The organism is Micrococcus cohnii, assembly GCF_014205175.1.
Lineage (GTDB): Bacteria > Actinomycetota > Actinomycetes > Actinomycetales > Micrococcaceae > Micrococcus > Micrococcus cohnii.
The window spans coordinates 511,578-532,632 of record NZ_JACHNA010000001.1; the positions used below are offsets into that span (position 1 = coordinate 511,578).

A 21,055-nucleotide genomic window follows, 5' to 3' on the forward strand; every position below is an offset into this window, starting at 1 on the left:
CCCCCGCCGGAGCGCTGGCTCAGCCCTCGACGACGTGCGCCCCGGCTCAGCCCAGATGCCGCAGGTAGCGCTGCGGGTCGGCCAGGAACCGGCGATGGTGCTGGACGAGTTCGAGCTCGTCGTAGTCGGTCTCGGTGAGGCCGCGGTCGTCGACGGCCAGGATGCGGGCGCCGGGCAGGGCGGCGAGCACGGGAGAGTGCGTCGAGAGCAACACCTGGGACCCGCTCTCGAGGAGCACGCGCAGCTGGGCGAGCAGGTCGAGGCAGCCCTCGAACGAGAGTGCGGACTCGGGCTCGTCGAGCACCCACAGGCCCGGGACGCCTGCTCGCTCGCGGCAGAAGGCGAGGAACGCCTCGCCGTGGCTCATGCGGTGCAGGGAGGGTCCCCGAGAGACGGACTCGAGGTACGTGAACACCCCGTACATGCTCTCGGCGCGCAGGTGCACGCCGGAGCGCGGCGCCCCGGCCCCGCGGACGAGCTGCAGGTGCTCGTGCAGCTCGGAGGAGGTCCGCCGGGTCTCGTGGCGCACGTTCTGGGTGCCGCCTTCTGGGTTGAGACCGAAGGCCTCGGCGATCGCTTCCACCAGCGTGGACTTGCCGGCCCCGTTCGGCCCGACGAGCACGGTCGCCGCGTCCAGATCCAGGCCCGTCTCGAGCAGCTGCGTCACTGCCGGCACGTCGGCCGGCCAGCGGTCGCGGGGCAGGGGCGCGAGCGGGTGCTCCTCGACCCGGCGCAACGGCAGCCGGTTCAGTTCCATCCCGCTGTGCTCCTCTCGGCAGGGCGTGCCTCGGGGTCCCTGCTCGGTGTGTCGGCGAGCTTGGCGCGCCTCGGCGAGCACAGTCCGCCGCGGCGCGCCGGCTCAGCCCTCGACGACGTGCGCCCCGGCCTCGGCCATCTCCTCGAGCGCGGCGGCGGTGCTCTCCTCGGCCACGCCCGCGGTCAGCCCGGCCAGCACCGTGACGTCGTAGCCCGCGTCCAGGCCGTCGAGCACCGTCGCCTTCACGCAGTAGTCGGTCGCGATGCCGACCACGGTGATCGCGTCGACGTCCTGCTCGCGTAGCCACTCGTCGAGGGTCGGCGCGTCGTCGGCGACCGCGGCCTCGTCGCCGGCGGTCGCCCCGTAGGGCCCGGCCGGTGCCGAGGCGCCCTCGCCGGAGCGGACGAGGTCAGGCTCGCCGAGGCGGCCGTCGAAGCCGGAGTAGGACGCGTCGTGCAGGCCCTTGAGGAATTCGGCGTCCGCGGCGATCTCCTCGACATCGAGCTGCTCGTGCAGCTCGGCGCCGGGGGTGCCGGCCACGCAGTGCACGGGCCAGGTCTGGGTGAAGTCCGGCTCCGTGCCGGCGGGGGCGAAGTGCGTGCCGGGGTCCACATGCCAGTCGCGGGTCATCACGATCGCGTCGTAGTCGCCGCGGCGCTCGCTGACGTGTTCGGTGATCGCGGCGGCGATCTCGGCGCCGTCGTCGGTGGCGAGGGAGCCGCCGGCGCAGAAGTCGTTCTGCACGTCGACGATCACGAGGGCGCGCTTCGGCTCGGTCATGGTCATCTCAGGCCTCCTGGAAGATGGTCGGGATAGCGGGTTCGCCGGCCTGCAGCCGGCCCACGGTCTGCGGCAGCTCGGCGAGGGAGTCACGGTGGCGTCGGGCGGCGCGGGTCACGGCCTCGGGGCCGGTCCAGCCGTCCAGCAGCTGCCCGTCGACGACGAAGTCGTGCAGCAGCGGTCGGTCGTCGGCGTCGGCGTCGGGCACCCGGTTCACGCCGATGATCTCGGCGACCGCGCGGCCTCGGGCGTCCTTGCGGCGGGCGACGTCCTTGAGCCCGCCGTGCGAGATCTTGCCCGTGGCGGCTTTGGCGACGTCCACCCACTGGCCGTCGTCGTCCTGGCGGGCGACGAGTTTGTAGACCATCGACGCGGTCGGAGCGCCGGAGCCGGTGACGAGGCGGGTGCCCACGCCGTACGCGTCGACGGGGGCGGAGCGCAGATGCGCGATCGCGTACTCGTCGAGGTCGGAGGTGACCATGATCCCCGTCTCGGTGTTGCCGAGCGTGTCCAGCAGCTCGCGCACCGCATGGGCCTGGCCGATCAGGTCGCCGGAGTCCAGGCGGACGTTCTTCAGGGCGGGGCCGGCCACGTCGACGGCGGTGCGCACGCCCTGTTCGACGTCGTAGGTGTCCACGAGCAGGGTGGTGTCCGCGCCGAGTGCGGCGACCTGCGCCTCGAACGCGGCGCGTTCGGAGTCGTGCAGCAGCGTGAACGAGTGCGCGGCGGTGCCTCCCGTGGCCAGACCGTAGCGGCGGGTCGCCTCGAGGTTCGAGGTGGAGGCGAAACCGGCGACGACCGCGGCCCGTGCGGCGGCCACGGCGGACTCCTCGTGGGTGCGGCGCGAGCCCATCTCGATGCACGGGCGGTCGCCGGCGACGGCCGTCATGCGCGAGGCGGCCGAGGCCACGGCGGAGTCGTAGTTGAGCACGGAGAGCAGGTAGGTCTCCAGGACGCACGCCTCGGCGAAGCTGGATTCGACCTGCAGGACCGGCGAGTGCGGGAAGAACACCTCGCCCTCGGCGTAGCCGGTGATCGTGCCGGAGAACCGGAAGTCGGCGAGCCAGTCCAGGGTCGCGTCGTCGACGACGCGCGTGTCTGCCAGGTGATCGAGCTCGGCCGTGTCGAAGCGGAAGCGGGACAGGCCCTCGAGCACGCGGCCGGTGCCGGCGAGCACGCCGTAGCGGCGGCCGTCGCCGAGCCGGCGCGTGAACAGCTCGAAGCGGCTGCGCCGGTGTGCGGTGCCGGCCTGCAGGGCGGCCTGGAGCATCGTCAGCTCGTAGTGGTCGGTCATCAGCGCGGTCGGCGTGCGCCAGTCGTAGCTCGTGTGCGCCGCGCCGCGGGGCTCGGTGGTGTCAGTCACGCGCCCCACCCTATCTGCCCGCCCGCGCGTAGACTGGCCGCCATGGCTATGACGGACTCGCGGAGCGACGGCACGGGGACCGCCCTGCTCGAGCGTCCCGCGGATGCGGCCCAGGGGCTGGGCCGGCACCGCGTCGTGGTGTGGGACGACCCCGTGAACCTCATGAGCTACGTCGCTTACGTGTTCCGCAGCCACTTCGGCTACTCGGCGGCGAAGGCGCATTCGCTGATGCTCCAGGTGCACGAGAACGGCCGGGCCGTGGTGGCCGAGGCCGGCCGGGAGGAGGCCGAGCGGCATGTGAGCGCCCTGCACGGCTACGGGCTGTGGGCGACCCTGGAACAGGACGGTGACTGAGCACTCATGGCCCAGGCCTTCACCCTGACCCGACGCGGTTACGTCGCCGAGCTCGAGAAGCCGGAGGCGCGACTGCTGCGCGGGCTGTTCCGCGACGTCATCACCCTGCTGCAGGGGCGCGCCGATGACGTCGCCCCGCAGCACGACGACGCCGGTGACACCGACCGGTCCGTGGACACCGACCCGTTCTGGGACCTGGTGGACGGGCTGAGCCTGGCCGAGTCCGACGCGGGCCGTGCCGCTCCGAGCGACGCGGCGCTGGCCCGGCTGCTTCCGGCGGCGCACACCGACGAGGCTGAGGCGGCGCAGCACCGCGTGCTTGCCGAGGACGCCGTGATCCGGGCGAAGACCGAGGACGCCCAGCGCGCCCTGGCCGCCCTGCAGTCCACGACCGTCACCCTCGACGAGGACCAGGCGGTGCACTTCAGCCGGGCCCTGAACGACGTGCGGCTCGTGTTGGCGGCACGCCTGGGCGTCGACGACCCGCAGAGCGCGGCGCAGGTGCACGCGGTCGACGACTGGCGGATGGCCACGGACCCCGAGTCCACGATGGCGCTGCTGTACAACTTCACGACGTGGTTCCTGGAGACCCTGACCTCGCAGATGCTGCTGGGTCTGCCCGAAGACGGCCGGGACGAGACCGTCGGGAGCGAGGCCGCCGACGACGGCGGGGACGAGGACGCATGAGCACGACGGACCAGCAGAGAACGACCGGCGCGTCGGGCCAGAGCCCCACGATGGACCCGGCCGCGCCGATCGGCATCTTCGACTCGGGTGTGGGCGGGCTGACGGTGGCGCGGGCGATCATGGACCAGCTGCCCGATGAATCCCTGCACTACGTCGGGGACACCGCGCACTCGCCCTACGGGCCGCGCCCGATCGCACAGGTGCGCGCCCTGGCCCTGCAGATCATGGACGAGCTCGTCGCAGCCGGGGTGAAGGCGCTGGTCATCGCCTGCAACTCGGCGTCGGCCGCCGTGCTGCGCGACGCCCGAGAGCGCTACACCGGTCGGCTCGGCATCCCGGTGGTCGAGGTGATCCAGCCGGCCGTGCGCCGGGCGGTCTCGGCCACGCGGAACGGCCGGATCGGTGTGATCGGCACCGAGGCGACCGTGGGCTCGCGCGCCTATGAGGACTCGTTCTCGGCCGCACCCCACCTGCAGATCACCTCGGCGGCGTGCCCGGCGTTCGTGCCGTTCGTCGAGTCGGGAGTGACCACGGGCGAGGAGCTGCTCACCGCCGCCGAGCGGTACGTCGCTCCGCTCAAGGACGCCGGTGTCGACACGCTCGTGCTCGGCTGCACGCACTACCCGTTGCTGACCGGCGCGCTCTCGCTCGTGATGGGCGAGGACGTCACGCTGGTCTCCTCGGCCGAGGAGACGGCGAAGGACCTCTACCGGGCCCTCGTGCGGCACCGGCTGCAGCACCCCCGGGCCACCGCGTCGACCGCGTCGACGGCGCCGGTCGAGCACCGGTTCATGGCGACGGGCGACCCGGAGCAGTTCCAGGCGCTGGCCCGCCGGTTCCTCGGCCCCGAGGTCGGTGCGGTCGCCCACCTGCCCGCCCGGTCGGTCGACCACGACGACCCAGACGGGGGCGCCGCATGAAGCTGACGATCATCGGGTCCAGCGGTTCCTTCCCGGGGCCGGGATCGCCGGCCTCCTGCTACCTGCTGACGGCCGAGTCGGTCGCCGCGGATGGCGTGACGCCCAAGACGTGGCGCATCCTGCTGGACATGGGCAACGGCTCGCTGGGCACCCTGCAGCGGTACATCCTGCTCGAGGACCTCGACGCCATCGCCCTGTCGCACCTGCACCCGGACCACTTCATGGACCTGTGCGGCATGCACGTGGCGATCCGCTGGAACCCTGCGGGCTGGCACGCCGGCCGTGTGCCGGTGCTCGGCCCGTCGGGCACCGCCGAGCGGATCGCGGTCGCCTACGGCATGGACCCCGAGCCGGGCATGCGCGAGGACTTCGAGTTCCAGACGTGGTCCCCGCACGAGCCGATGACGGTCGGCCCGTTCCGGATCACCCCGGTGCCGGTGCGCCACCCGATCGACGAGGCCTACGCTCTGCGCATCGAGGTCGAGGAGACCGACGAGGACGGCCACGAGAGGACCCGCGTGCTCACGTACTCCGGGGACACGGATTCTTGCGACGGGCTCGTCGAGGCCGCCCGCGACGCCGACCTGTTCCTGTGCGAGGCCGCGTTCCATGAGGGCCGCGACGATCACATCGAGGGTGTGCACCTGACCGGGTTCCGCGCCGGACAGATGGCCGCGCAGGCCGGCGCGAAGAAGCTGCTGCTGACCCACCTGCCGGTGTGGAACGACGCGCAGACGGCTGTCGCCGAGGCCCGCCGCGCCTACGAGGGGCCGCTGACCGTCGCGGTCTCCGGCATGAGCTATCGCGTCTGAGCCCGGCCTAGACTGGGCGGCATGACTGAGCAGACCCCCGCCACCGCACAGACCCCCGCCGCCCGCCCGGACGGCCGCGCCGCCGACGAGCTGCGGCCGGTGCACATCACCCCGGGCTTCTCGAAGCAGGCGGAGGGCTCGGCCCTGATCGAGTTCGGCAACACGCGCGTGCTGTGCACCGCGTCGTTCACCGAGGGCGTGCCGCGCTGGCTCAAGGGCCAGGGCACCGGCTGGGTGACCGCCGAGTACGCGATGCTGCCGCGCGCCACGAACGAGCGCAGCCAGCGCGAGTCCGTCAAGGGCAAGATCGGCGGCCGCACCCATGAGATCTCCCGGCTGATCGGCCGCAGCCTGCGCGCCGTGATCGACATGGACGCGCTCGGCGAGAACACGATCGTGCTGGACTGCGATGTGCTCGACGCCGACGGCGGCACCCGCACCGCCGCGATCACGGGCGCCTACATCGCGCTGGCCCGCGCCCTGGACTGGGCCGTCGAGCAGGGGCACGTGCGCCGCGACGCCGCCGTGCTCAAGGACTCGGTGTCGGCGATCTCGGTCGGCATCGTCGACGGCGCCCCGGTGCTGGACCTGCCCTACGTCGAGGACGTGAAGGCCGAGACGGACATGAACGTGGTGGTCACCGGCTCGGGCGACTTCGTGGAGGTGCAGGGCACCGCCGAGGGTGCCCCGTTCCGCCGTGCTGAGCTGGACGCGCTGCTGGATCTGGCCGTCGGTGGCACCGCGCGGCTGGCACAGCGGCAGGCCGAGGCGCTGCGGCAGGCTCGCGCATGAGCGGCGTGCAGAGCGCCCCGCAGATGGCCCCGGCCGGCGCCCGAATCGTCCTGGCCACGCACAACCGGGGCAAGGTCGCCGAGCTGCGCGCCATGCTCGCCGAGGCCCTGCCGGAACTGGACGTGGAGACGGCCGTGGTCGACGCGGGCGCGGTCGGCGCCCCGGACGTCGTCGAGGACGGTGTGAGCTTCGAGGCGAACGCCGCGAAGAAGGCCCGCGCCGTGGCCGAGCACACCGGCCTGATCGCCGTCGCAGACGATTCGGGCCTGGCCGTCGACGTGCTCGGTGGCGCGCCCGGGATCTTCTCGGCCCGCTGGTCGGGCCGGCACGGTGACGACGCGGCGAACCTGCGCCTGCTGCTGGACCAGCTGGCCGACGTGCCCGACAAGCACCGCGGCGCCGCGTTCGTGTGCGTTGCCGCGCTCGCGGTGCCGGGTCAGGCCGACGCGGACGGCCGCCGGACGATTGCGCAGGAGCACGCCGAGCGGGGTGAGCTGCGCGGCACCCTGTTGCGCGAGCCGGTGGGCGACGGCGGCTTCGGCTATGACCCGATCCTGCGGCCGGCGGGCATGGACGTCTCCACCGCGCAGCTGAGCGCCGAGCAGAAGAACGCGATCAGCCACCGCGGCCAGGCGTTCCGGGCGCTGCTGCCCCACCTGGTGGCCGCGCTCCGGGACGCGTGAGCGCCGACGCCCGGCCGGTGCCGGGCCTGGACTTCACGGCGATCGACTTCGAGACGGCCAACGGCTTCCGCGGCTCACCGTGTGCCGTCGGGGCGGTGCGGGTGCGAGACGGCCGGATGGTCCAGGGTCGGCTGTGGCTGATGCGCCCGCCGGCCGGCTTCGACCGGTTCGACCCACGGAACCAGCGCATCCACGGCATCGCCGCCGAGGACGTGGCCGAGGCACCGCGTTTCGGGCCGGTGTTCGACGAACTGGCCGCGTTCCTGGGCGACGACGTGCTGGCCGCGCACAACGCGGGCTTCGACGTCGGGGTGATCGAGTCGGCGCTCGAGGTCTCCGACCGGGACGTGCCCGCGCTGGACTATGCGTGCACCCTGACCCTGGCCCGCCGCGCCTACAACCTGGCCAGCTACGCGCTGCCCTCGGCCGCGGCCGAGGCCGGGCACACGCTGGTGGACCACCACGATGCGCTCGCCGACGCGCGGGCGTGCGCCGCGATCCTGATCGACGTCGCGCGCCGGGCGCTGCACGAGGGCGCCGGTGAATCAGCTGGCGGCGCCGCGCCGGGTGCGGTGGGCCTCGACGTGGCCGCGGTGCTGGCTCGGCACGGCATCGGGCTCGGGCACCTGAGCGCCCGGGAGCGGGCGGGCGGCGAGGAGTCCCGGCCCACGCGCCAGGCCCGCGGCATGGCCGGGCTGTTCGATTCGCGCGTGCCGCTGCGCACGACGGACGCGATGCGGGACTTCATGCGCTGGCCCCACGAGGGCACGAACCCGCCGGCCAATCGGGCCGCGGACGTGCATCATCCGCTGTTCGGGCACACGGTGGTGTTCACCGGCGGCATCGGCATGTCCCGCCAGGACGCGAAGAACCGGGCGGCGGAGTTCGGTGCGCAGCCGGCCAGCCGGGTGACGGGGCAGACCAGCATGGTCGTCGTCGGCGACGGCTTCCGCGCCGAGGACCTCGAAGCGGCGGCCGGGCCGACGGGTGCCGCGGCCGGGTCGACGGCGGCGGAGGCGTCGCCCGCGCTGGGGCACCGGAAGGTGCGCGAGGCGATCGCCCGGCGGGATCGGGGCCAGCGCATCGCGTTCGTCGCTGAGCCGGAGTTCCTGCAGATGCTCGGGGCCAACTGGCCGGCGCAGGGCCTGTAAGGGGGCGGCCGCGTCGGTGGGCTCAGCTGGTGGCGGCGACCCAGCGCCGGGCGGCCTCGATCACGACGTCCCGCTCGGCCAGCCATCCCGGTACGTGGCCGGACAGCTCGTCGACGCCGCCGCTCGTGCCGGGCTCCGCGCCGAGCACGGCCATGCCGTGCACCGCGCCGAGCAGCTGCGCGGCGAGGGCGGCGGTGGGGGCCGTGGAGCCGGGGGCCGGGGAGTCGGCGGATGCGGAGTCCTCGGCGTTCTCCGACAGGGTGCGCACTGCCCGTGTCAGCGCGGCCGCCGGGTCCGAGGGGTGGGCGCGTTCGGCGGCGAGGGCGGCGTCGACGGCGGCCGCGAGAGACGCCGTCGCGGGGGCCTCGACGGCGTCGGCCGGGGCCTCGGCCTGGTCCCGGAGCCATGACTGTCCGTGTGCGACGGCGTCGGCGAGGGATGCGCCGGTCATGGCCGAGGCGATCATGAGCGCGAATGCGGCCGAGGCGGTCCACGGGGCGGGGTGCCCGTGGGTGAGGACGGCGCCCTGGCGGGCGAACGAGGCGACGTGGGTGTCCGGCAGCGACGGGATCAGCCCGTAGGGGGCCGACCGCACGAGCGCGCCGCAACCGGCGGCGTCGGGGTTCTTGGGGTCGGTGGGCACGCCCATGCCGGGGTCCGCGAGGCCGGTCAGGCATGCGGGGTCGGGGGAGCGGCGGTGGTGCAGCTCGGGGCGTTCGTCGATCCAGCGTGAGGGCGCGGGCGGGGCGGACTCGGGCAGGTGCCCGGTCTGGGTGCGGTGCCAGCGCAGGCAGGCGAGCCACACGCACGCGGCGGCGTCGGCCATTTGCCCCTCGTTCTGCCATTCGATCCACTCGAGCAGGCCGTCGGCCACGTACAGGGCGAGCTGGGTGTTGGCGGCGACGCCCAGAGCGTCCTGCCCGGCGGCGGCGCGCCCGCTGGCCGCGTCGCCGACGGCGCCGGCGGCGAGCACGGCGAGGACGCGCGAGGCGTAGTCGGGCAGGACGGCGGCGGGCTGAGGCTGGGTGGTCATGCGGACATAGTAGAAGGAGCGTCGGGCCCGCGTGGCACGTGAGAGGAGCCATGCAGGGCCGCCGGTGAGTTGGATCACCGGCCACGTCATCGGTGCCGTGAGCGGAGGCGATGCCCCGTGATCGAACGCCGTGCTGACTCTGCAGCGCGGGTTCGTGAACAGCGGCATGCTGACGTGTTGTGGAGGAGGGCAGCGGATGCTTGAGGGCGGCTGCGCATGGTCCGTGGTGCTGACTGGCGAGCAACTCAACTCTGCTTCGGGCGCTGGCGAGACGCCGTGGGCGACCCCGGTCGTCGGCCTGATCGCCGGCGAGGAGCGGCGCCGGGAGTCTCGCGAGCGCTTGGTGGAGGTCGGAAAGGCCGCCCTGAACGTCGAGATGTGGCAGGAGAACCCGGCGAAGTTCAAGGCCCAAGATTTCGGCCGCGGACTGAGCGACCGAAAATTCGAGTTCACCTCCACTCTTCGGGCCAAGACCGAGGCCTTCACATACCACCGGATGGGTGTGGGTCGACCAGGGTCGACGTGGGAGAACGTTACTCAGTTCAACTATAGGGCGGCCGGAGCACAGTTCCTGCGCGACTTCTCCGACTGGACGCCCGGTGCCCCTGCGTTTGCTGTCGCCACCCCCGGGGGAGGCATGTACGGCGCTGTCCGTGGCCCTTCGATGGGAGAGATCATGTTCAACGCTGTCCACGAGGGGCGCGCGTCATCCCGGGGTGGGGGAGCGCAGCGCCATGGGCTGCCTCCAGAAGGGCGGGGTCACATGGTGTTCCGGCCGAGCAAGAGATGGCGAAATACCAACCGTGCTTGGAAGAACAAGGACGCTAAGCGGAAGCAGGAGACTCTGGACCATTTCGCCCTCAAGGTCGACCAGCTGCGGACCATGGCCCTCGGGGGCGACAAGGTGACCAGCACGGGCGGCGCGGAGATCAAGCAGTCCAAGAAGGGCCTCGGGTTCACGGAGACCGCGGCTCGGCGGCAGAAGCGTTCCAAATTCATGAATCCACACAGCATCCTCTCCAAGGATGCCTCCGAAGGTCCTGTGCTAAGCGATGCGATGCGCGAAAAGGTCCACAAGGAGCTCGAAGCGGAAGTCCGGAAGGACAAGGGAAGTACGCACCGCGCGCGCCACAACCTGGGGGGGGATTGCCACCGTATAAGCAGGAGAATGCCGTGCGTGCGGCTATGCGTGGGTACGACCTGGACCATGTTCGAGATTTGCAGTTCGGAGGCGAGGACGCCTCGGACAACCTCCAATGGGTCGAGCGTTCGGAAAATAGGCCTGTCGGTGCGCAGGCTAAAGTGCATCGCATGAAGTTCGACTACGACCGGGCGCAGAACCTAGAATTTATGGATGAACAATCCCGAGTCGACATGGTTTCGCGAATCAATTGTTGAAGGTAAAAGTGTATCCCATCTATAAGCATAGTTCGCCTGTATGTGATGAGCTGCTGCTCGCGGCGAAGCGTGAGTGGGCGGGTTTCCCGCGGCGGATGTCCAAGGATCTGCCGAAGGGGGCGAAGAAGTTCCTGGGGCGTCGGCCGGGCCCGGAGCTGGGCGACAACAAGTTCTCGAATACGCATTTTCAGTTCGTTCTGTTGATGGCATTGATGGGGGAGCGGGAGGCGTTGGTGCCGTTGTTCCGTGGCGATCTGCTGGTGGAGGAGGCTGTGAAGCCGGCGCGGTCGACGAAGATGGAGTCTCGTCGTGCGGTGAATCGGTGGTGTGCTGAGCGGGTCGGGCTCACGGGGTGGGCCGAGGTGTTCGACGTGCCGGCGGGGTCGGAGCCGGCGGAGGAGTACGACATTCCTCGCGTGGACTTCTATATCTCCTCGCCGGTTTCATGGCGGGAGCCGGAGGAGATCGAGTGGTGGGGTTCCCCAGAAGAGCTGGGGGGCACTTTTGGCTCAAATCTTCGGAGTTCGTGTCGTCGTTGCGCATGGTGTTGGACCGTCTGGGGTGGTTGATTGTGGCGGCGCGGACTTCGTGGATGAATGCGCATGGCTGGTCGGATCAGTTCCTGGCGGCGGAGATCGAGTGGGCGGCGCGGATGGTGCGGGCCCGGCTGGGGTTGCCCGTGGAGCAGCCGGTGCCCGTGCCGGATGAGCGGGTGGACCTGCCAGTGGAGTTCACGGGCTTCGTCACCGGCTGATCCCCAGCACCCCTACCCGACCGGAAGGACGCACATGACCTCGACCGACTCCACCAGCACCCCCGGCAACAGCCTCGCCTCCGCCCACGCCGCCTGGTTCGATGCCGTCGTCCGGGCCGACTGGGAGGACGTCCAGGACCGCTGAGGGGCCCTCGCCCACGGTTTCGCCGCCGACGCGTCGTCGGCCGACGCCTGGGCCCGTCTGCCCGCTGCCCAGTAGGCCGCTGAGCAGGCCGGGCTCACCGGGTACGCGAGCCTGTACAACGCCGCACTCCCGGCAGAGCTCGCGAGCGTCGTCACCGACGCCCGCCCCGACGGCATGCCGGATGCGGTGCCCGGCGCCTGGGCGGCACGTCTGGACCCGGACGTCACCGCCGAGCAGCGCGCCGCCATCGACCGGTCGCTCGACCAAGCCCTCGTCGACCGCCGGGCAGATCTCGGCCTGACGGCGCCGCAGGCCGATCCCGCGCCGCAGAACGCCACCGTCTTCCCGCCCGGCTTCATGGCCGCGCTCACCCGGCTTCGCAGGGCCGCCCTGTCCGTGCCGCCCCGCACACCCGGTACCGCCCACGCTGACGCGGAGCCGGGGACCGAGCCGGACGGCGACGCGGCGCCTCGCTCGGCCCGCGCGCTGGAGGACCTGCTCGACGCCCTCGTCGAGCACGAGGACCTCGAGTGGCGCCGCCCCGTCACGCAGAAGCAGGCCGACCGGCTCGAAGCGTTCCTGGGCGCCGCCCTGCCCGCCGACTACCGAGCCTTCCTCGACCGCGCCAACGGCAGCACGGACCGGGAGTTCGCCGGCGCGCACGAAGCGGCGGCCGACGCCCGCGAGCTGCTCGGCTACTTCGAGGAGCAGATCGAGGACGCCGACGACCCCGAGTCCGAGCGGGCCCGCTTCGTCAACGACGACGGGTCCGGCCGCGTCGCCCCCGGTGGGTTCGTTCGCGGCTGGCTGCCGATCTACGACCACGGCACCGGCGCGTTCGTGATCCTCGACTGCGCCCCAGGGCCCGCAGGCCGCGTCGGGCAGATCCTCGAGTACGACGACGGGCAGGCGCGCCTGACCCACCCCGACTTCCGGGCCTGGCTGCAGGACCACGTCGACGACCTCGAGCCCTGACCGGTGCCGTCCCCAGGCCGGCTCTATCGTCTCGGCGCGGGCCGCTAGCGTGAGCGGCATGATCCTGCTCCACACTTCGGACTGGCACCTCGGACGCTCCTTCCACGGCACCGGCCTGCTCGAATCGCAGCGCGCCGTGCTGGACCAACTGGTGTCCACCGTGCGCGAGCGCGGTGTGGACGCCGTGCTGCTGGCCGGCGACGTCTACGACCGGGCCCTGCCCCCGGCCGATGCCGTCCGCCTGCTGGACCAGACTCTCGCGGCGATCCACGCGGCCGGCGCCCAGGTGGTCATGACCAGCGGCAACCACGACTCGGCCGTCCGGCTCGGCTTCGGCGGACCCCTCATGGCCGCCTCCGGCGTGCACGTGCGCACCGACCCCGAGCGTCTCGCCGAACCGATCCTGCTCGAAGGGCGGGACGGGGAACGCGCCGCCGTCTACGGCATCCCCTACCTCGAACCGCGTCACCTGGGGCAGGCCTGGGGCGTGGAGCCGCACCACACGCCGGTGATGCGCGAGGCCGTGCGCCGCATCCGCGAGGATCTCACCGCCCGAGGCGACGACTCCGACGGGCGGCCGCTCGCCGCCGTCGTCCTCGCCCACCTCTTCGCCGCCGGCGGGCACGGGAGCGAGGGGGAGCGGGACATCGGCGAAGGCCGGCACCTCGACTGCGAGGCCGAGGACCCCGAGGCCCTGGTCGGCACGCTCGGGCAGGTGCCCGTGAGCGTATTCGACGGGCTCGACTACGTCGCGCTCGGCCACCTGCACGGCCGCCAGCGGATGGCCGAACACGTCCGCTACTCCGGCTCCCCGCTGCCGTACTCCTTCGGCGAATGGCGTCAGGACAAGGGCGGCTGGCTCGTCCACGTCGACGGCGGCGCCGTCACGCGGGTCGAGGAGGTCGACTGGCCCGGGGGACGTCAGCTGGCCGTGCTCGCCGGCCCGATCGCCGAACTGCTCGAGTCCGCCGAGCACGCCTGGGCGGAGGACCGCTGGGTCCAGGTGACCGTCACGGACGACGAGCGCCCTGAGAAGGCCCTCGAACGCCTGCGCACCCGTTTCCCGCACGTGCTCGTGTTCCGCCACGAGCCGGCCGGGGGCCGGCAAGAACGGCAGAAGACCTACGCCCAGGCCCTCCGCGACGCCCCGTCGGACCTGGACCTGACCACCGGCTTCGTGCACCACGTGCGCGAGCGCGCCGCCACCGAGCAGGAGACCGCCCTGCTGGAGACCGCCCTCACCGCCGCCCGAGACAAGGAGGCCCAGGCATGAGGATCCACCGCATCCGCCTGACCGGCATCGGCCCCTACGCCGACACCCAGGACGTGGACTTCGACGCGCTCAACGCCGCCGGCCTGTTCCTGCTCGACGGCCCCACCGGCGCCGGCAAGTCCACCATCCTCACCGCGCTCTGCTACGCCCTGTACGGCACCGTTCCCGGCGGACGCTCACCCGAGTCGCTCGTGACCACGCTGCGCGATCCCGGCGCGGTGGTCCCCGAGGTGCTCGTGGAGTTCACGGTGCAGGGCCGCCGCTTCGAGGCCGTGCGCTCGCCCAAGCACCAGCGGCGCAAGAAGCGTGGGGACGGGCTGACGACCACGCAGTCGGCGGTCTCGCTGCGCGAGCACGTGCACGGGCAGTGGGGCGCCCCGCTCACCCGGGCGGACGAGGTCGGCCAGCAGATCGCCTCCGTCATGCACCTGGACGCCGAACAGTTCATGCAGGTCGTCATGCTGCCCCAGGGCCAGTTCGCCCGGTTCCTGACGGCCAAGTCCGATGAGCGGCGCGACCTGCTGCGTCGCCTCTTCGGCACCCAGCGGTTCGACGGCGTCGAGGCGCATGTGAAGGCCGAACACGACCGCCTCGGCAAGCAGGTCGCCGCGGACTCCACGATCGCGGCCAACGCCCGCGACCAGCTGCGCGACGTGACCCGCGAGCACTTGGGTGAGGACTGGCACGAACCCGACCCCCACCCCGAGACGGAGCAGGAGCTGCTCACGCTCACCGCCGCCCGCGCCGACGCGGCCCTCGCCGCCGCCAAGGTTGCCCGCGACGAGGCGACCGCCGCCTCGACGGTGGCCCGAACCGAGCTCGATCAGCTGCGCCGCACCGGGCAGGCCCTGCAGGCCGCCGCGGACTGGGCCGCGCGGCACAGCGACCACGCCCAGCGCGCCGAATCGGCCGCCGCCGACCGTGCCGCCGTGGAGGCCCACCGCCGGGCCGAGGCCGTCGTCGCCGCCGCCGACCGCGCCGCATCAGCGCAGAGCGTCGCGCAGACAGCGGCCGAGCAGGCGACCGCCGCCGACGAGCAGGCCGAGGCGGACGCCACCGCCTCCGACTGGCTCACCGAGGCCCGCACCGCCCAACAGGACGAGCGGAAGGCGGTGCGCAGCGCCCTCGACGCTGCGGCCTCGGCCGCCGAGGCCGTCGCCGCCGCCCTGCAGGACCGTGCCCGCATCCACCGACTGCAGGAGCAGCAGGACGCTGCCGCCCGGCGCGGCGAGCAGATCGCGACCGATCGGAAGGCCGCCGAAGCCGAGCTGGCCGCCCATGCCGAGACCCTCACCGCCCTGCAGGAGCAGATCGAGGCCGACACCGCCCGGCTCGGCGCCCGGGACGCCGTGGACGCCCGGCTCGCCGAGGCCACCGCCCGGCGTGGGTCCGCCGACCTCGCCGCGGCCCGCGCCGACGAGGTGCAGACGGCCGAGCAGGCGCACCGGAAGGCCGCCACCGCCCGGGACACCGCCGAGCAAAAGCGCCTGGACCTGCTGCGCTCGCGCTACGAACAGGCCGCCTCCGAACTTGCCGCACGGCTCGAGGAAGGCCAGCCCTGCCCCGTCTGCGGCGCAGCCGAGCACCCCCGCCCCGCCGACCCCGTTGACCAGCAGGTCACCGAGGCCGCCGTCCAGCGTGCCGAGAAGGCGCTGAACAAGGCATCGGCGGACCTCGAGGCGGCCTCCGCCGAGCTCACCGCCGCGCAGTCCCGGTTGCAGGAGGCCAGAACAGCGGCCGGGGGTCTGGGCCCCGAGGAGGCCGCCGCGGCCGTCGTCTCCGCCGAGCAGGCCGTGCAGGAGCTGACGGCCCTCGAACAGGAGCTGTCCGCCGCCCGGCGCCGACTCACCGAGACGCGCACCGCTCACGAGCAGGCCGGTGCGCGGCTGGCCGAACTGGCGACCGAGGACGGCCGACTGGATGAGCAGGCCGCCCAGCGCGCCGAGCGGATCGCCGAGCTCGAGCAGGCCGTCGCGGACGCCGCCGGCCCGACCGGCGACCTGCAGGCCCGCCGTGACGGCATCGCCGCCGCCCGGGCCCTGCTGGAAGCGCTCGACGAGGCACTCGAACGGCGGGAGGCGACCGCCGCCGCGGCCGTCCAGGCCGAGCAGGCGCTGCCGGCCGCTCTGACGGAGAAGAGCTTCACGAGCCTCGACGCGGCCCGCGCCGCCCGCCTCGACCCCGAGGACGCCGCCGCGAAGGAGAAGGCCGCCGCCGACTGGGCCCGAGAAGAGGCCGCCCTGACCGAACTGGCCGCCACCGCGCTCATCGCCGACGGCCGCCGGCTCCGCGAGGACGGCGCCGCCGCCCCGGACGACGACCAGCTGGCCGAGGCCGCCCGCCGGGTCGAGGCCACCGAGGCCGACGTCCGCGAACGCAGCGCCACCGTCGGCGCCCGAGCCGAACTCGTCGCCGAGGTGGCCCGGCACTCGGCCCGGCTGCGTGAGGTCCTCGACCGCTCCGCTGACCTCATCGCCGAGCACAACCGGGTCGGCGGCCTGCTGGAGCTCGTCCGCGGGGCGGGGGAGAACCGGCTGAAAATGCCGCTGACCAGCTATGTGCTCGCCGGCCGGCTCGAGGAGGTCACCGCCGCGGCCACCGAGCGCCTGCAACGCATGACCGACCAGCGCTACTCGCTTGAATACTCAGACCAGGTCCCCGGACGCGGCAACAAGGGCCTCGACATCGTCGTGCGCGACCACTACGTCGACGAGGTGCGCCACCCCTCCACGCTCTCCGGCGGGGAGACCTTCATGGCGTCCCTGGCCCTGGCCCTCGGCCTCGCGGACACCGTGCAGGCCGAGTCCGGGGGCATCGAGCTGGACACCCTGTTCGTCGACGAGGGCTTCGGCTCCCTCGACTCCGAGACCCTCGACGTCGTCATGGGCGTCGTCGACTCCCTGCGCACCGGAGGCCGCACCGTCGGGCTCGTCAGCCACGTCGAGCGCATGAAGAACGACATCCCCACCCGCCTGGCCGTCACCAAGGACCGCCGCGGCTCCACGATGGCCGTCCACGACGGCGACTGACCCGCAACGATCGCGGGCCCCGACCACAGACGTGGTCGGGGCCCGCGATCATCGTCGGGGACTGCAACGCGACCGGCGCCCCAGGCCCGTCGTCGCCGGCTCAGCGCAGCTGCAGCGCCGAGTCCGTGGAGGCGCGCACCTGCTCGAGCAGGGCAGGGTCCTCGTTGAGCTTGCGGCCATATGAGGGGACAAGCTCCTCGAGACGGCCCCGCCACGAGTCCATCTTCGCGGGGAAGCACTGCGCCAGCAGGGTGAACATGATCGGCGCGGCCGTGGAGGCGCCCGGGGAAGCACCCAGCAGGGCGCCGAGCGAACCGTCGCCGTGCGTGACCAGCTCGGTGCCGAACTGCAGCACGCCGCCCTTCTTCTTGTCCTTCTTCATCACCTGGACGCGCTGGCCGGCGGTGATCAGCTCCCAGTCGCCGCCCTCGGCCTCCGGGTAGAAGTCGGTGAGCGAGGCGACCTTCTTCTCCTGGGACTTCAGCACCTCGGTGATCAGGTACTTCGTCAGGTCCATGTTGTCCTTCGCCACCGCGAGCATCGGCACGATGTTGTGCGGACGGATCGACAGCGGCAGATCCAGGTAGGAGCCGGTCTTCAGGAAGTTCGTGGAGAACCCGGCATACGGGCCGAACAGCAGCGAGCGCTTGCCGTCGACGAAGCGGGTGTCCAGGTGCGGCACGGACATCGGCGGCGCGCCCACCGCCGCCTGACCGTACACCTTGGCCATGTGCCGGTTCACGACCGACTCATCGGTGCACCGCAGGAACTGGCCCGAGACGGGGAATCCGCCGAAGCCCTTGGCCTCGGGGATGCCCGCGCCCTGCAGCAGGTGCAGCGCACCGCCGCCGGCGCCGATGAACACGAAGCGGGCGCGGTCGGTGAAGGACTCGCCGGCGGCACGGTTCTTCACCGAGACCTCCCAGCGGCCGTCCGCGCCACGTTCGAGGCCGGTCACCTTGTGGCCGAAGCGCACGTCCACGCCCGCGCCGGCCATGTGGGTCACCAGCTGGCGGGTCAGCGAGCCGAAGTCCACGTCGGTGCCCGAGGTGAACCGGGACGCGGCGAGGCGCTGGCCGTCGTGGCGTCCGTCGATCAGCAGCGGGGCCCACTCACGGATCGTCTCCGGGTCCTCGGTGTGCTCCATGTCCGCGAACAGGGGATGCGGCTTCATCGCCTCGTGGCGGGCGGCCAAGTAGTCCGCATGGTCGTCGCCCCACACGAACGACATGTGCGGCAACGGGTTGATGAACGACTTCGGGTCCTTGAGCGTGCCGTCCTTGACCAGCGAGGACCAGAACTGCCGCGAGACCCAGAACTGCTCGTTGATGCCCAGCGCCTTCGTCGGGTCGACCGTGCCGTCCGCGCCCCGCGGCGCATAGTTCAGCTCGCACAAGGCCGCGTGGCCGGTGCCGGCGTTGTTCCACGGGTCCGAGGACTCCAGGCCGGCCTGGTCCAGGTTCTCGTAGAGTGCGATCGACCAGCTCGGCTCCAGCTTCTGCAGCAGGGTGCCGAGGGTGGCGGACATGATGCCGCCGCCGATCAGGACGACGTCGTGCGTGGCGGTGGACTGCGTGGTCACGTTGAACCCTCCGTGCAAGAAGTGTGTGTGCCCGGCGGGTCCCCGACGGGCGGCAGTGGCGGTCGAGTCCGCCCGGTCCCACACTGTACTACCGCACCGGATCAGCTCAGGCGGATGTCCGCCCAGTGCTCGTCCAGCTGGGGCGAGGACGGGTAGCGGCCGACCCGCTCTCCGATGGCGACCGCCGAGATCGGGTAGACCAGGGGCAGCACCGGCAGGTCCAGCGAGAGGGAGCGGACGATCCGGGCGTACGCGGCGCGTCGGTCCTCGTCATCGGCGCCGGCGGCCTCGCGCAGCAGACGCCGCGTCTGCGGGTTGTCGTAGTGGGTCTCCGCCGTCGACGAGCGACACAGCGGTTCGAGGAAGGCGTGCGCGTCGCGGTAGAGGCCGTCGCGGCTCATCAGGTGCATGGCCCGGCTGCCGCGCTCCAGCACGGCCCGCAGGTAGTCCTGCGACGGCGGGACCGGGACCGGGACGACGTGCAGACCGATCTTCCCGAGGTCCTCGGCCACCTGCGCGTAGATCTGCTCCGGCTGCGGCATCGAGGGCCGCCCGGTGCCCGTCGGATACATCAGTTCGAGCGGCTCCTGCTCATAGCCGGCGCGGGAGAGCAGGCGCTTGGCCTCGCCGGGGTGCACGTCATAGCGCTCGGCGGCCTCCGGGTCCACGCCGAGCGTGGGCGGCACGACGTCATGGGCCAACGCGGTGCCGTCCAGGAAGATCGGGTTGCGGGCGAGCGCGGGACGATCCACCCCGCGAGCGACGGCCTGACGCACATACAGCGAGCGCATGACCGGATGCGAGAGGTTCATGCCCAGGTACAGCACGGACAGCGGGTCCCGCTGCAGCACCTGCGCGCCGGTCTCCACGAGCGGACGCAGCTGATCCGGCGTCACGACGTCGATCACGTCCACCTTCCCGCGGCGCAGCTGCCGCAGTCGTGTGGGGGCGCGACCGAGCGCGTCCACCAGCACGGTCCGCGCGGCCGGCGACTGACCGGTCTGGTCGTTGTGGTGCTCATTGAGCAGGAAGACGTCGGTGTCGTCAGCCTCGGTCGGCTCACGACCGGCCTGCTTGAGCGTCTTCTCCGCCTCGGAACGGGTGGCCCACCGGTGGGGGCCGGTGCCGATCGGCGTGCTCGCCGCGCCGTCGTCCTCCCAGCAGCCGGGGGCCAGAATCGCGAACTGCGGAGAGGTCAGCGCCGCCGGCAGGTGCCGCAGCCGGTGGGTGAGGTGCAACCGCACGGTGTGCCGACCGTGCGCCTCGACCGAGTCGAAGCGGCACTGTCGGTGGTCCGCGGGGGCGCCGAAGACCGTGACGAACGGAGAGCCGATCTGCTCCGGGCCGCCACTGGAGGTCGAGGCTTCCGCCCAGCGCCGCACGTTCGCGACGACGGCGTCAGCGTCGCAGGCCGTGCCGTCCGAGAAGCGCAGCCCGTCGTGCAGGACGAACGTATGCTGCCGACCGTCAGCGGAGACCTCGTGGGTGCGCGCCAGCCACGGCCGCGCCGCGCCGGTCTGCGGGTCGATGCCCAGCAGCGTCTGGCACACCTGGCGCGAGCGCCGGAACACCTCCGTGTCCCAGCTGCGGTACGGGTCGCGTACGGCGGGAGAGTCGGCGGCGCCGATGACCAGCGCGTTCGACGTACTCGGCGCAGCGGGGCTCGTCGAGGGGGCGGCCGTCTCAGCGGCCGGTCGGCGCAGCTCGTCGGTGCAGCCGGTGAGCGCCGCGGTCAGCCCGCCGAGGCCGACGCCGAGCGCAGTGCGTCGGTTCAACTCCACGTGGTGTGCCCTCCTCCGGGACGCCGCCCCCGGACGTCGGGCGGCACAGATGTGCGGGCGGAGGGACTCGAACCCTCACGTCTTCCGACACTGGAACCTAAATCCAGCGCGTCTGCCAATTCCGCCACGCCCGCGTGGCGTGCGCACGCGTCCCAGCCGCGGCCGGTGAGTCGCACGGCGCCACAGTCTATCCGCCCGCGCAGCCTCCGGGCGCAGGGCGCGGCATCACCCCGGCTGGCTCAGACGCCCAACGCGCGGCGCAGTCGCTCGACGTGGCCGGTCGCCTTCACGTTGTACTGGGCCAGCTCGACCGTGCCGTCGGGGGCCACGACGATCGTCGAGCGGATCAGGCCCTCGTAGACCCTGCCGTAGTTCTTCTTCTCGCCCCAGGCGCCGTAGGCGGCCGCGACTGCGTGGTCTTCGTCCGAGAGCAGCGGGAACGTGAGCGACTCCTTCTCCGCGAACCGGATGATCTTGCCGATCGGGTCGGGGGAGATGCCGAGCACGACGTAGCCGGCGGCCGAGAGCGACGCCAGAGAGTCGCGGAAGTCGCAGGCCTGCGTGGTGCAGCCCGGCGTCGAGGCGGCGGGATAGAAATACACGATCACGTGCTTGCCGGCGTAGTCGCGCAGCGAGACCGGACGGCCGTCCTGGTCCTGCAGGGTGAAGGCGGGGGCGGTATCGCCGACGGCGAGGCGAGTGGCGGGGTTCTCAGTCATGGGCACCACTGTAGAGGCGGGAGGAGCGAGCGCCCCGACCCCGGTGTGATGTTCCCCTCAGGGCGAA

Annotated in this window: 20 protein-coding genes and 1 tRNA gene; 13 read left to right on the forward strand and 8 right to left on the reverse strand. The window is 72.4% G+C overall.

The window, feature by feature from the left end:
- Positions 1–46: 46 nt before the first annotated feature.
- The 3 genes from HDA30_RS02405 to HDA30_RS02415 all read right to left on the reverse strand — a co-directional run bounded on the left by HDA30_RS02405 (position 47) and on the right by HDA30_RS02415 (position 2,900).
- Positions 47–757: an AAA family ATPase gene (locus HDA30_RS02405; RefSeq protein ID WP_184241003.1), complete on the reverse strand. Its 711-nt coding sequence runs from the start codon at positions 755–757 to the stop codon at positions 47–49.
- A 102-nt stretch (positions 758–859) separates the two neighbouring features.
- Positions 860–1,537, reverse strand: coding sequence for an isochorismatase family protein (locus HDA30_RS02410; RefSeq protein ID WP_184242285.1), 678 nt, complete (start codon positions 1,535–1,537; stop codon positions 860–862).
- Positions 1,538–1,544: 7 nt separating this feature from the next.
- Positions 1,545–2,900, reverse strand: a complete 1,356-nt coding sequence (locus tag HDA30_RS02415) for a nicotinate phosphoribosyltransferase (protein ID WP_343059272.1) — start codon at positions 2,898–2,900, stop codon at positions 1,545–1,547.
- 42 nt (positions 2,901–2,942) lie between these two features.
- Here HDA30_RS02415 and clpS point away from each other — a divergent pair, with 42 nt between their 5' ends.
- Genes clpS through HDA30_RS02450 form a run of 7 tightly spaced genes read left to right on the forward strand, consistent with a single transcriptional unit; the run spans position 2,943 to position 8,299 of the window.
- Positions 2,943–3,254 (forward strand): ATP-dependent Clp protease adapter ClpS, encoded by a 312-nt coding sequence (clpS, locus tag HDA30_RS02420; RefSeq protein WP_221419035.1) that lies wholly within the window; start codon positions 2,943–2,945, stop codon positions 3,252–3,254.
- A gap of 6 nt (positions 3,255–3,260) precedes the next feature.
- Positions 3,261–3,941, forward strand: a complete 681-nt coding sequence (locus tag HDA30_RS02425; protein ID WP_184241004.1) for a DUF2017 family protein — start codon at positions 3,261–3,263, stop codon at positions 3,939–3,941.
- Positions 3,938–4,861 carry a glutamate racemase gene (gene murI / locus HDA30_RS02430; RefSeq protein WP_425488381.1) on the forward strand — a complete coding sequence of 308 codons (924 nt, stop codon included), beginning with the start codon at positions 3,938–3,940 and terminating at the stop codon, positions 4,859–4,861. Before HDA30_RS02425 ends, murI begins: the two co-directional genes overlap by 4 nt.
- Positions 4,858–5,673, forward strand: a complete 816-nt coding sequence (locus HDA30_RS02435; protein WP_184241005.1) for an MBL fold metallo-hydrolase — start codon at positions 4,858–4,860, stop codon at positions 5,671–5,673. Before murI ends, HDA30_RS02435 begins: the two co-directional genes overlap by 4 nt.
- 21 nt (positions 5,674–5,694) lie before the next feature.
- Positions 5,695–6,465: a ribonuclease PH gene (gene rph / locus HDA30_RS02440; RefSeq protein WP_184241006.1), complete on the forward strand. Its 771-nt coding sequence runs from the start codon at positions 5,695–5,697 to the stop codon at positions 6,463–6,465.
- On the forward strand, positions 6,462–7,148 hold the full coding sequence (locus HDA30_RS02445; RefSeq protein WP_184241007.1) for a non-canonical purine NTP pyrophosphatase: 687 nt from the start codon (positions 6,462–6,464) through the stop codon (positions 7,146–7,148). The genes rph and HDA30_RS02445 overlap by 4 nt, the downstream gene beginning before the upstream one ends.
- Positions 7,145–8,299, forward strand: coding sequence for an exonuclease domain-containing protein (locus HDA30_RS02450; protein WP_343059274.1), 1,155 nt, complete (start codon positions 7,145–7,147; stop codon positions 8,297–8,299). The genes HDA30_RS02445 and HDA30_RS02450 overlap by 4 nt, the downstream gene beginning before the upstream one ends.
- 22 nt (positions 8,300–8,321) lie before the next feature.
- On the opposite strand, the gene HDA30_RS02455 is transcribed toward HDA30_RS02450, so the two are convergent.
- Positions 8,322–9,332 carry an ADP-ribosylglycohydrolase family protein gene (locus HDA30_RS02455; protein WP_184241008.1) on the reverse strand — a complete coding sequence of 337 codons (1,011 nt, stop codon included), beginning with the start codon at positions 9,330–9,332 and terminating at the stop codon, positions 8,322–8,324.
- 130 nt (positions 9,333–9,462) lie between these two features.
- Here HDA30_RS02455 and HDA30_RS02460 point away from each other — a divergent pair, with 130 nt between their 5' ends.
- The 6 genes from HDA30_RS02460 (at position 9,463) to HDA30_RS10645 (ending at position 16,906) form a co-directional block, all read left to right on the forward strand.
- Positions 9,463–10,647, forward strand: coding sequence for a hypothetical protein (locus tag HDA30_RS02460; protein WP_184241009.1), 1,185 nt, complete (start codon positions 9,463–9,465; stop codon positions 10,645–10,647).
- Between the two features lie 79 nt (positions 10,648–10,726).
- Positions 10,727–11,299 carry a hypothetical protein gene (locus tag HDA30_RS02465; RefSeq protein WP_184241010.1) on the forward strand — a complete coding sequence of 191 codons (573 nt, stop codon included), beginning with the start codon at positions 10,727–10,729 and terminating at the stop codon, positions 11,297–11,299.
- 23 nt (positions 11,300–11,322) lie between these two features.
- On the forward strand, positions 11,323–11,484 hold the full coding sequence (locus HDA30_RS02470) for a hypothetical protein (protein WP_184241011.1): 162 nt from the start codon (positions 11,323–11,325) through the stop codon (positions 11,482–11,484).
- A gap of 331 nt (positions 11,485–11,815) precedes the next feature.
- Positions 11,816–12,604 carry an SMI1/KNR4 family protein gene (locus HDA30_RS02475; RefSeq protein ID WP_184241012.1) on the forward strand — a complete coding sequence of 263 codons (789 nt, stop codon included), beginning with the start codon at positions 11,816–11,818 and terminating at the stop codon, positions 12,602–12,604.
- A 58-nt stretch (positions 12,605–12,662) separates the two neighbouring features.
- On the forward strand, positions 12,663–13,877 hold the full coding sequence (locus tag HDA30_RS02480; RefSeq protein WP_184241013.1) for an exonuclease SbcCD subunit D: 1,215 nt from the start codon (positions 12,663–12,665) through the stop codon (positions 13,875–13,877).
- Positions 13,874–16,906 (forward strand): AAA family ATPase, encoded by a 3,033-nt coding sequence (locus tag HDA30_RS10645; RefSeq protein WP_184241014.1) that lies wholly within the window; start codon positions 13,874–13,876, stop codon positions 16,904–16,906. The genes HDA30_RS02480 and HDA30_RS10645 overlap by 4 nt, the downstream gene beginning before the upstream one ends.
- A gap of 100 nt (positions 16,907–17,006) precedes the next feature.
- On the opposite strand, the gene HDA30_RS02490 is transcribed toward HDA30_RS10645, so the two are convergent.
- The 4 genes from HDA30_RS02490 to bcp all read right to left on the reverse strand — a co-directional run bounded on the left by HDA30_RS02490 (position 17,007) and on the right by bcp (position 20,988).
- A complete protein-coding gene (locus tag HDA30_RS02490; RefSeq protein ID WP_184241015.1) occupies positions 17,007–18,488 on the reverse strand; it encodes a malate:quinone oxidoreductase in 1,482 nt (493 codons plus the stop codon).
- A gap of 101 nt (positions 18,489–18,589) precedes the next feature.
- A complete protein-coding gene (locus HDA30_RS02495; RefSeq protein ID WP_184241016.1) occupies positions 18,590–20,269 on the reverse strand; it encodes an ABC transporter substrate-binding protein in 1,680 nt (559 codons plus the stop codon).
- Between the two features lie 52 nt (positions 20,270–20,321).
- Positions 20,322–20,403: transfer RNA gene (locus tag HDA30_RS02500), tRNA-Leu, on the reverse strand.
- A 105-nt stretch (positions 20,404–20,508) separates the two neighbouring features.
- The gene (gene bcp / locus HDA30_RS02505) at positions 20,509–20,988 is read right to left on the reverse strand and encodes a thioredoxin-dependent thiol peroxidase (RefSeq protein WP_158495683.1); all 480 of its coding nucleotides are present in this window, start codon (positions 20,986–20,988) and stop codon (positions 20,509–20,511) included.
- Between the last annotated feature and the right edge of the window lie 67 nt (positions 20,989–21,055).

Excerpts from the sequence above, each read along its gene's own strand:
- HDA30_RS02470 (WP_184241011.1), top strand. The coding sequence starts at position 11,323 with ATGAATGCGCATGGCTGGTCGGATCAGTTCCTGGCGGCGGAGATCGAG.
- HDA30_RS02435 (WP_184241005.1), top strand. The coding sequence starts at position 4,858 with ATGAAGCTGACGATCATCGGGTCCAGCGGTTCCTTCCCGGGGCCGGGA.
- rph (WP_184241006.1), top strand. The coding sequence starts at position 5,695 with ATGACTGAGCAGACCCCCGCCACCGCACAGACCCCCGCCGCCCGCCCG.
- clpS (WP_221419035.1), top strand. The coding sequence starts at position 2,943 with ATGGCTATGACGGACTCGCGGAGCGACGGCACGGGGACCGCCCTGCTC.
- HDA30_RS02480 (WP_184241013.1), top strand. The coding sequence starts at position 12,663 with ATGATCCTGCTCCACACTTCGGACTGGCACCTCGGACGCTCCTTCCAC.
- bcp (WP_158495683.1), bottom strand. The coding sequence starts at position 20,988 with ATGACTGAGAACCCCGCCACTCGCCTCGCCGTCGGCGATACCGCCCCC.
- HDA30_RS02410 (WP_184242285.1), bottom strand. The coding sequence starts at position 1,537 with ATGACCGAGCCGAAGCGCGCCCTCGTGATCGTCGACGTGCAGAACGAC.
- HDA30_RS02445 (WP_184241007.1), top strand. The coding sequence starts at position 6,462 with ATGAGCGGCGTGCAGAGCGCCCCGCAGATGGCCCCGGCCGGCGCCCGA.
- murI (WP_425488381.1), top strand. The coding sequence starts at position 3,938 with ATGAGCACGACGGACCAGCAGAGAACGACCGGCGCGTCGGGCCAGAGC.
- HDA30_RS10645 (WP_184241014.1), top strand. The coding sequence starts at position 13,874 with ATGAGGATCCACCGCATCCGCCTGACCGGCATCGGCCCCTACGCCGAC.
- HDA30_RS02405 (WP_184241003.1), bottom strand. The coding sequence starts at position 757 with ATGGAACTGAACCGGCTGCCGTTGCGCCGGGTCGAGGAGCACCCGCTC.
- HDA30_RS02455 (WP_184241008.1), bottom strand. The coding sequence starts at position 9,332 with ATGACCACCCAGCCTCAGCCCGCCGCCGTCCTGCCCGACTACGCCTCG.
- HDA30_RS02425 (WP_184241004.1), top strand. The coding sequence starts at position 3,261 with ATGGCCCAGGCCTTCACCCTGACCCGACGCGGTTACGTCGCCGAGCTC.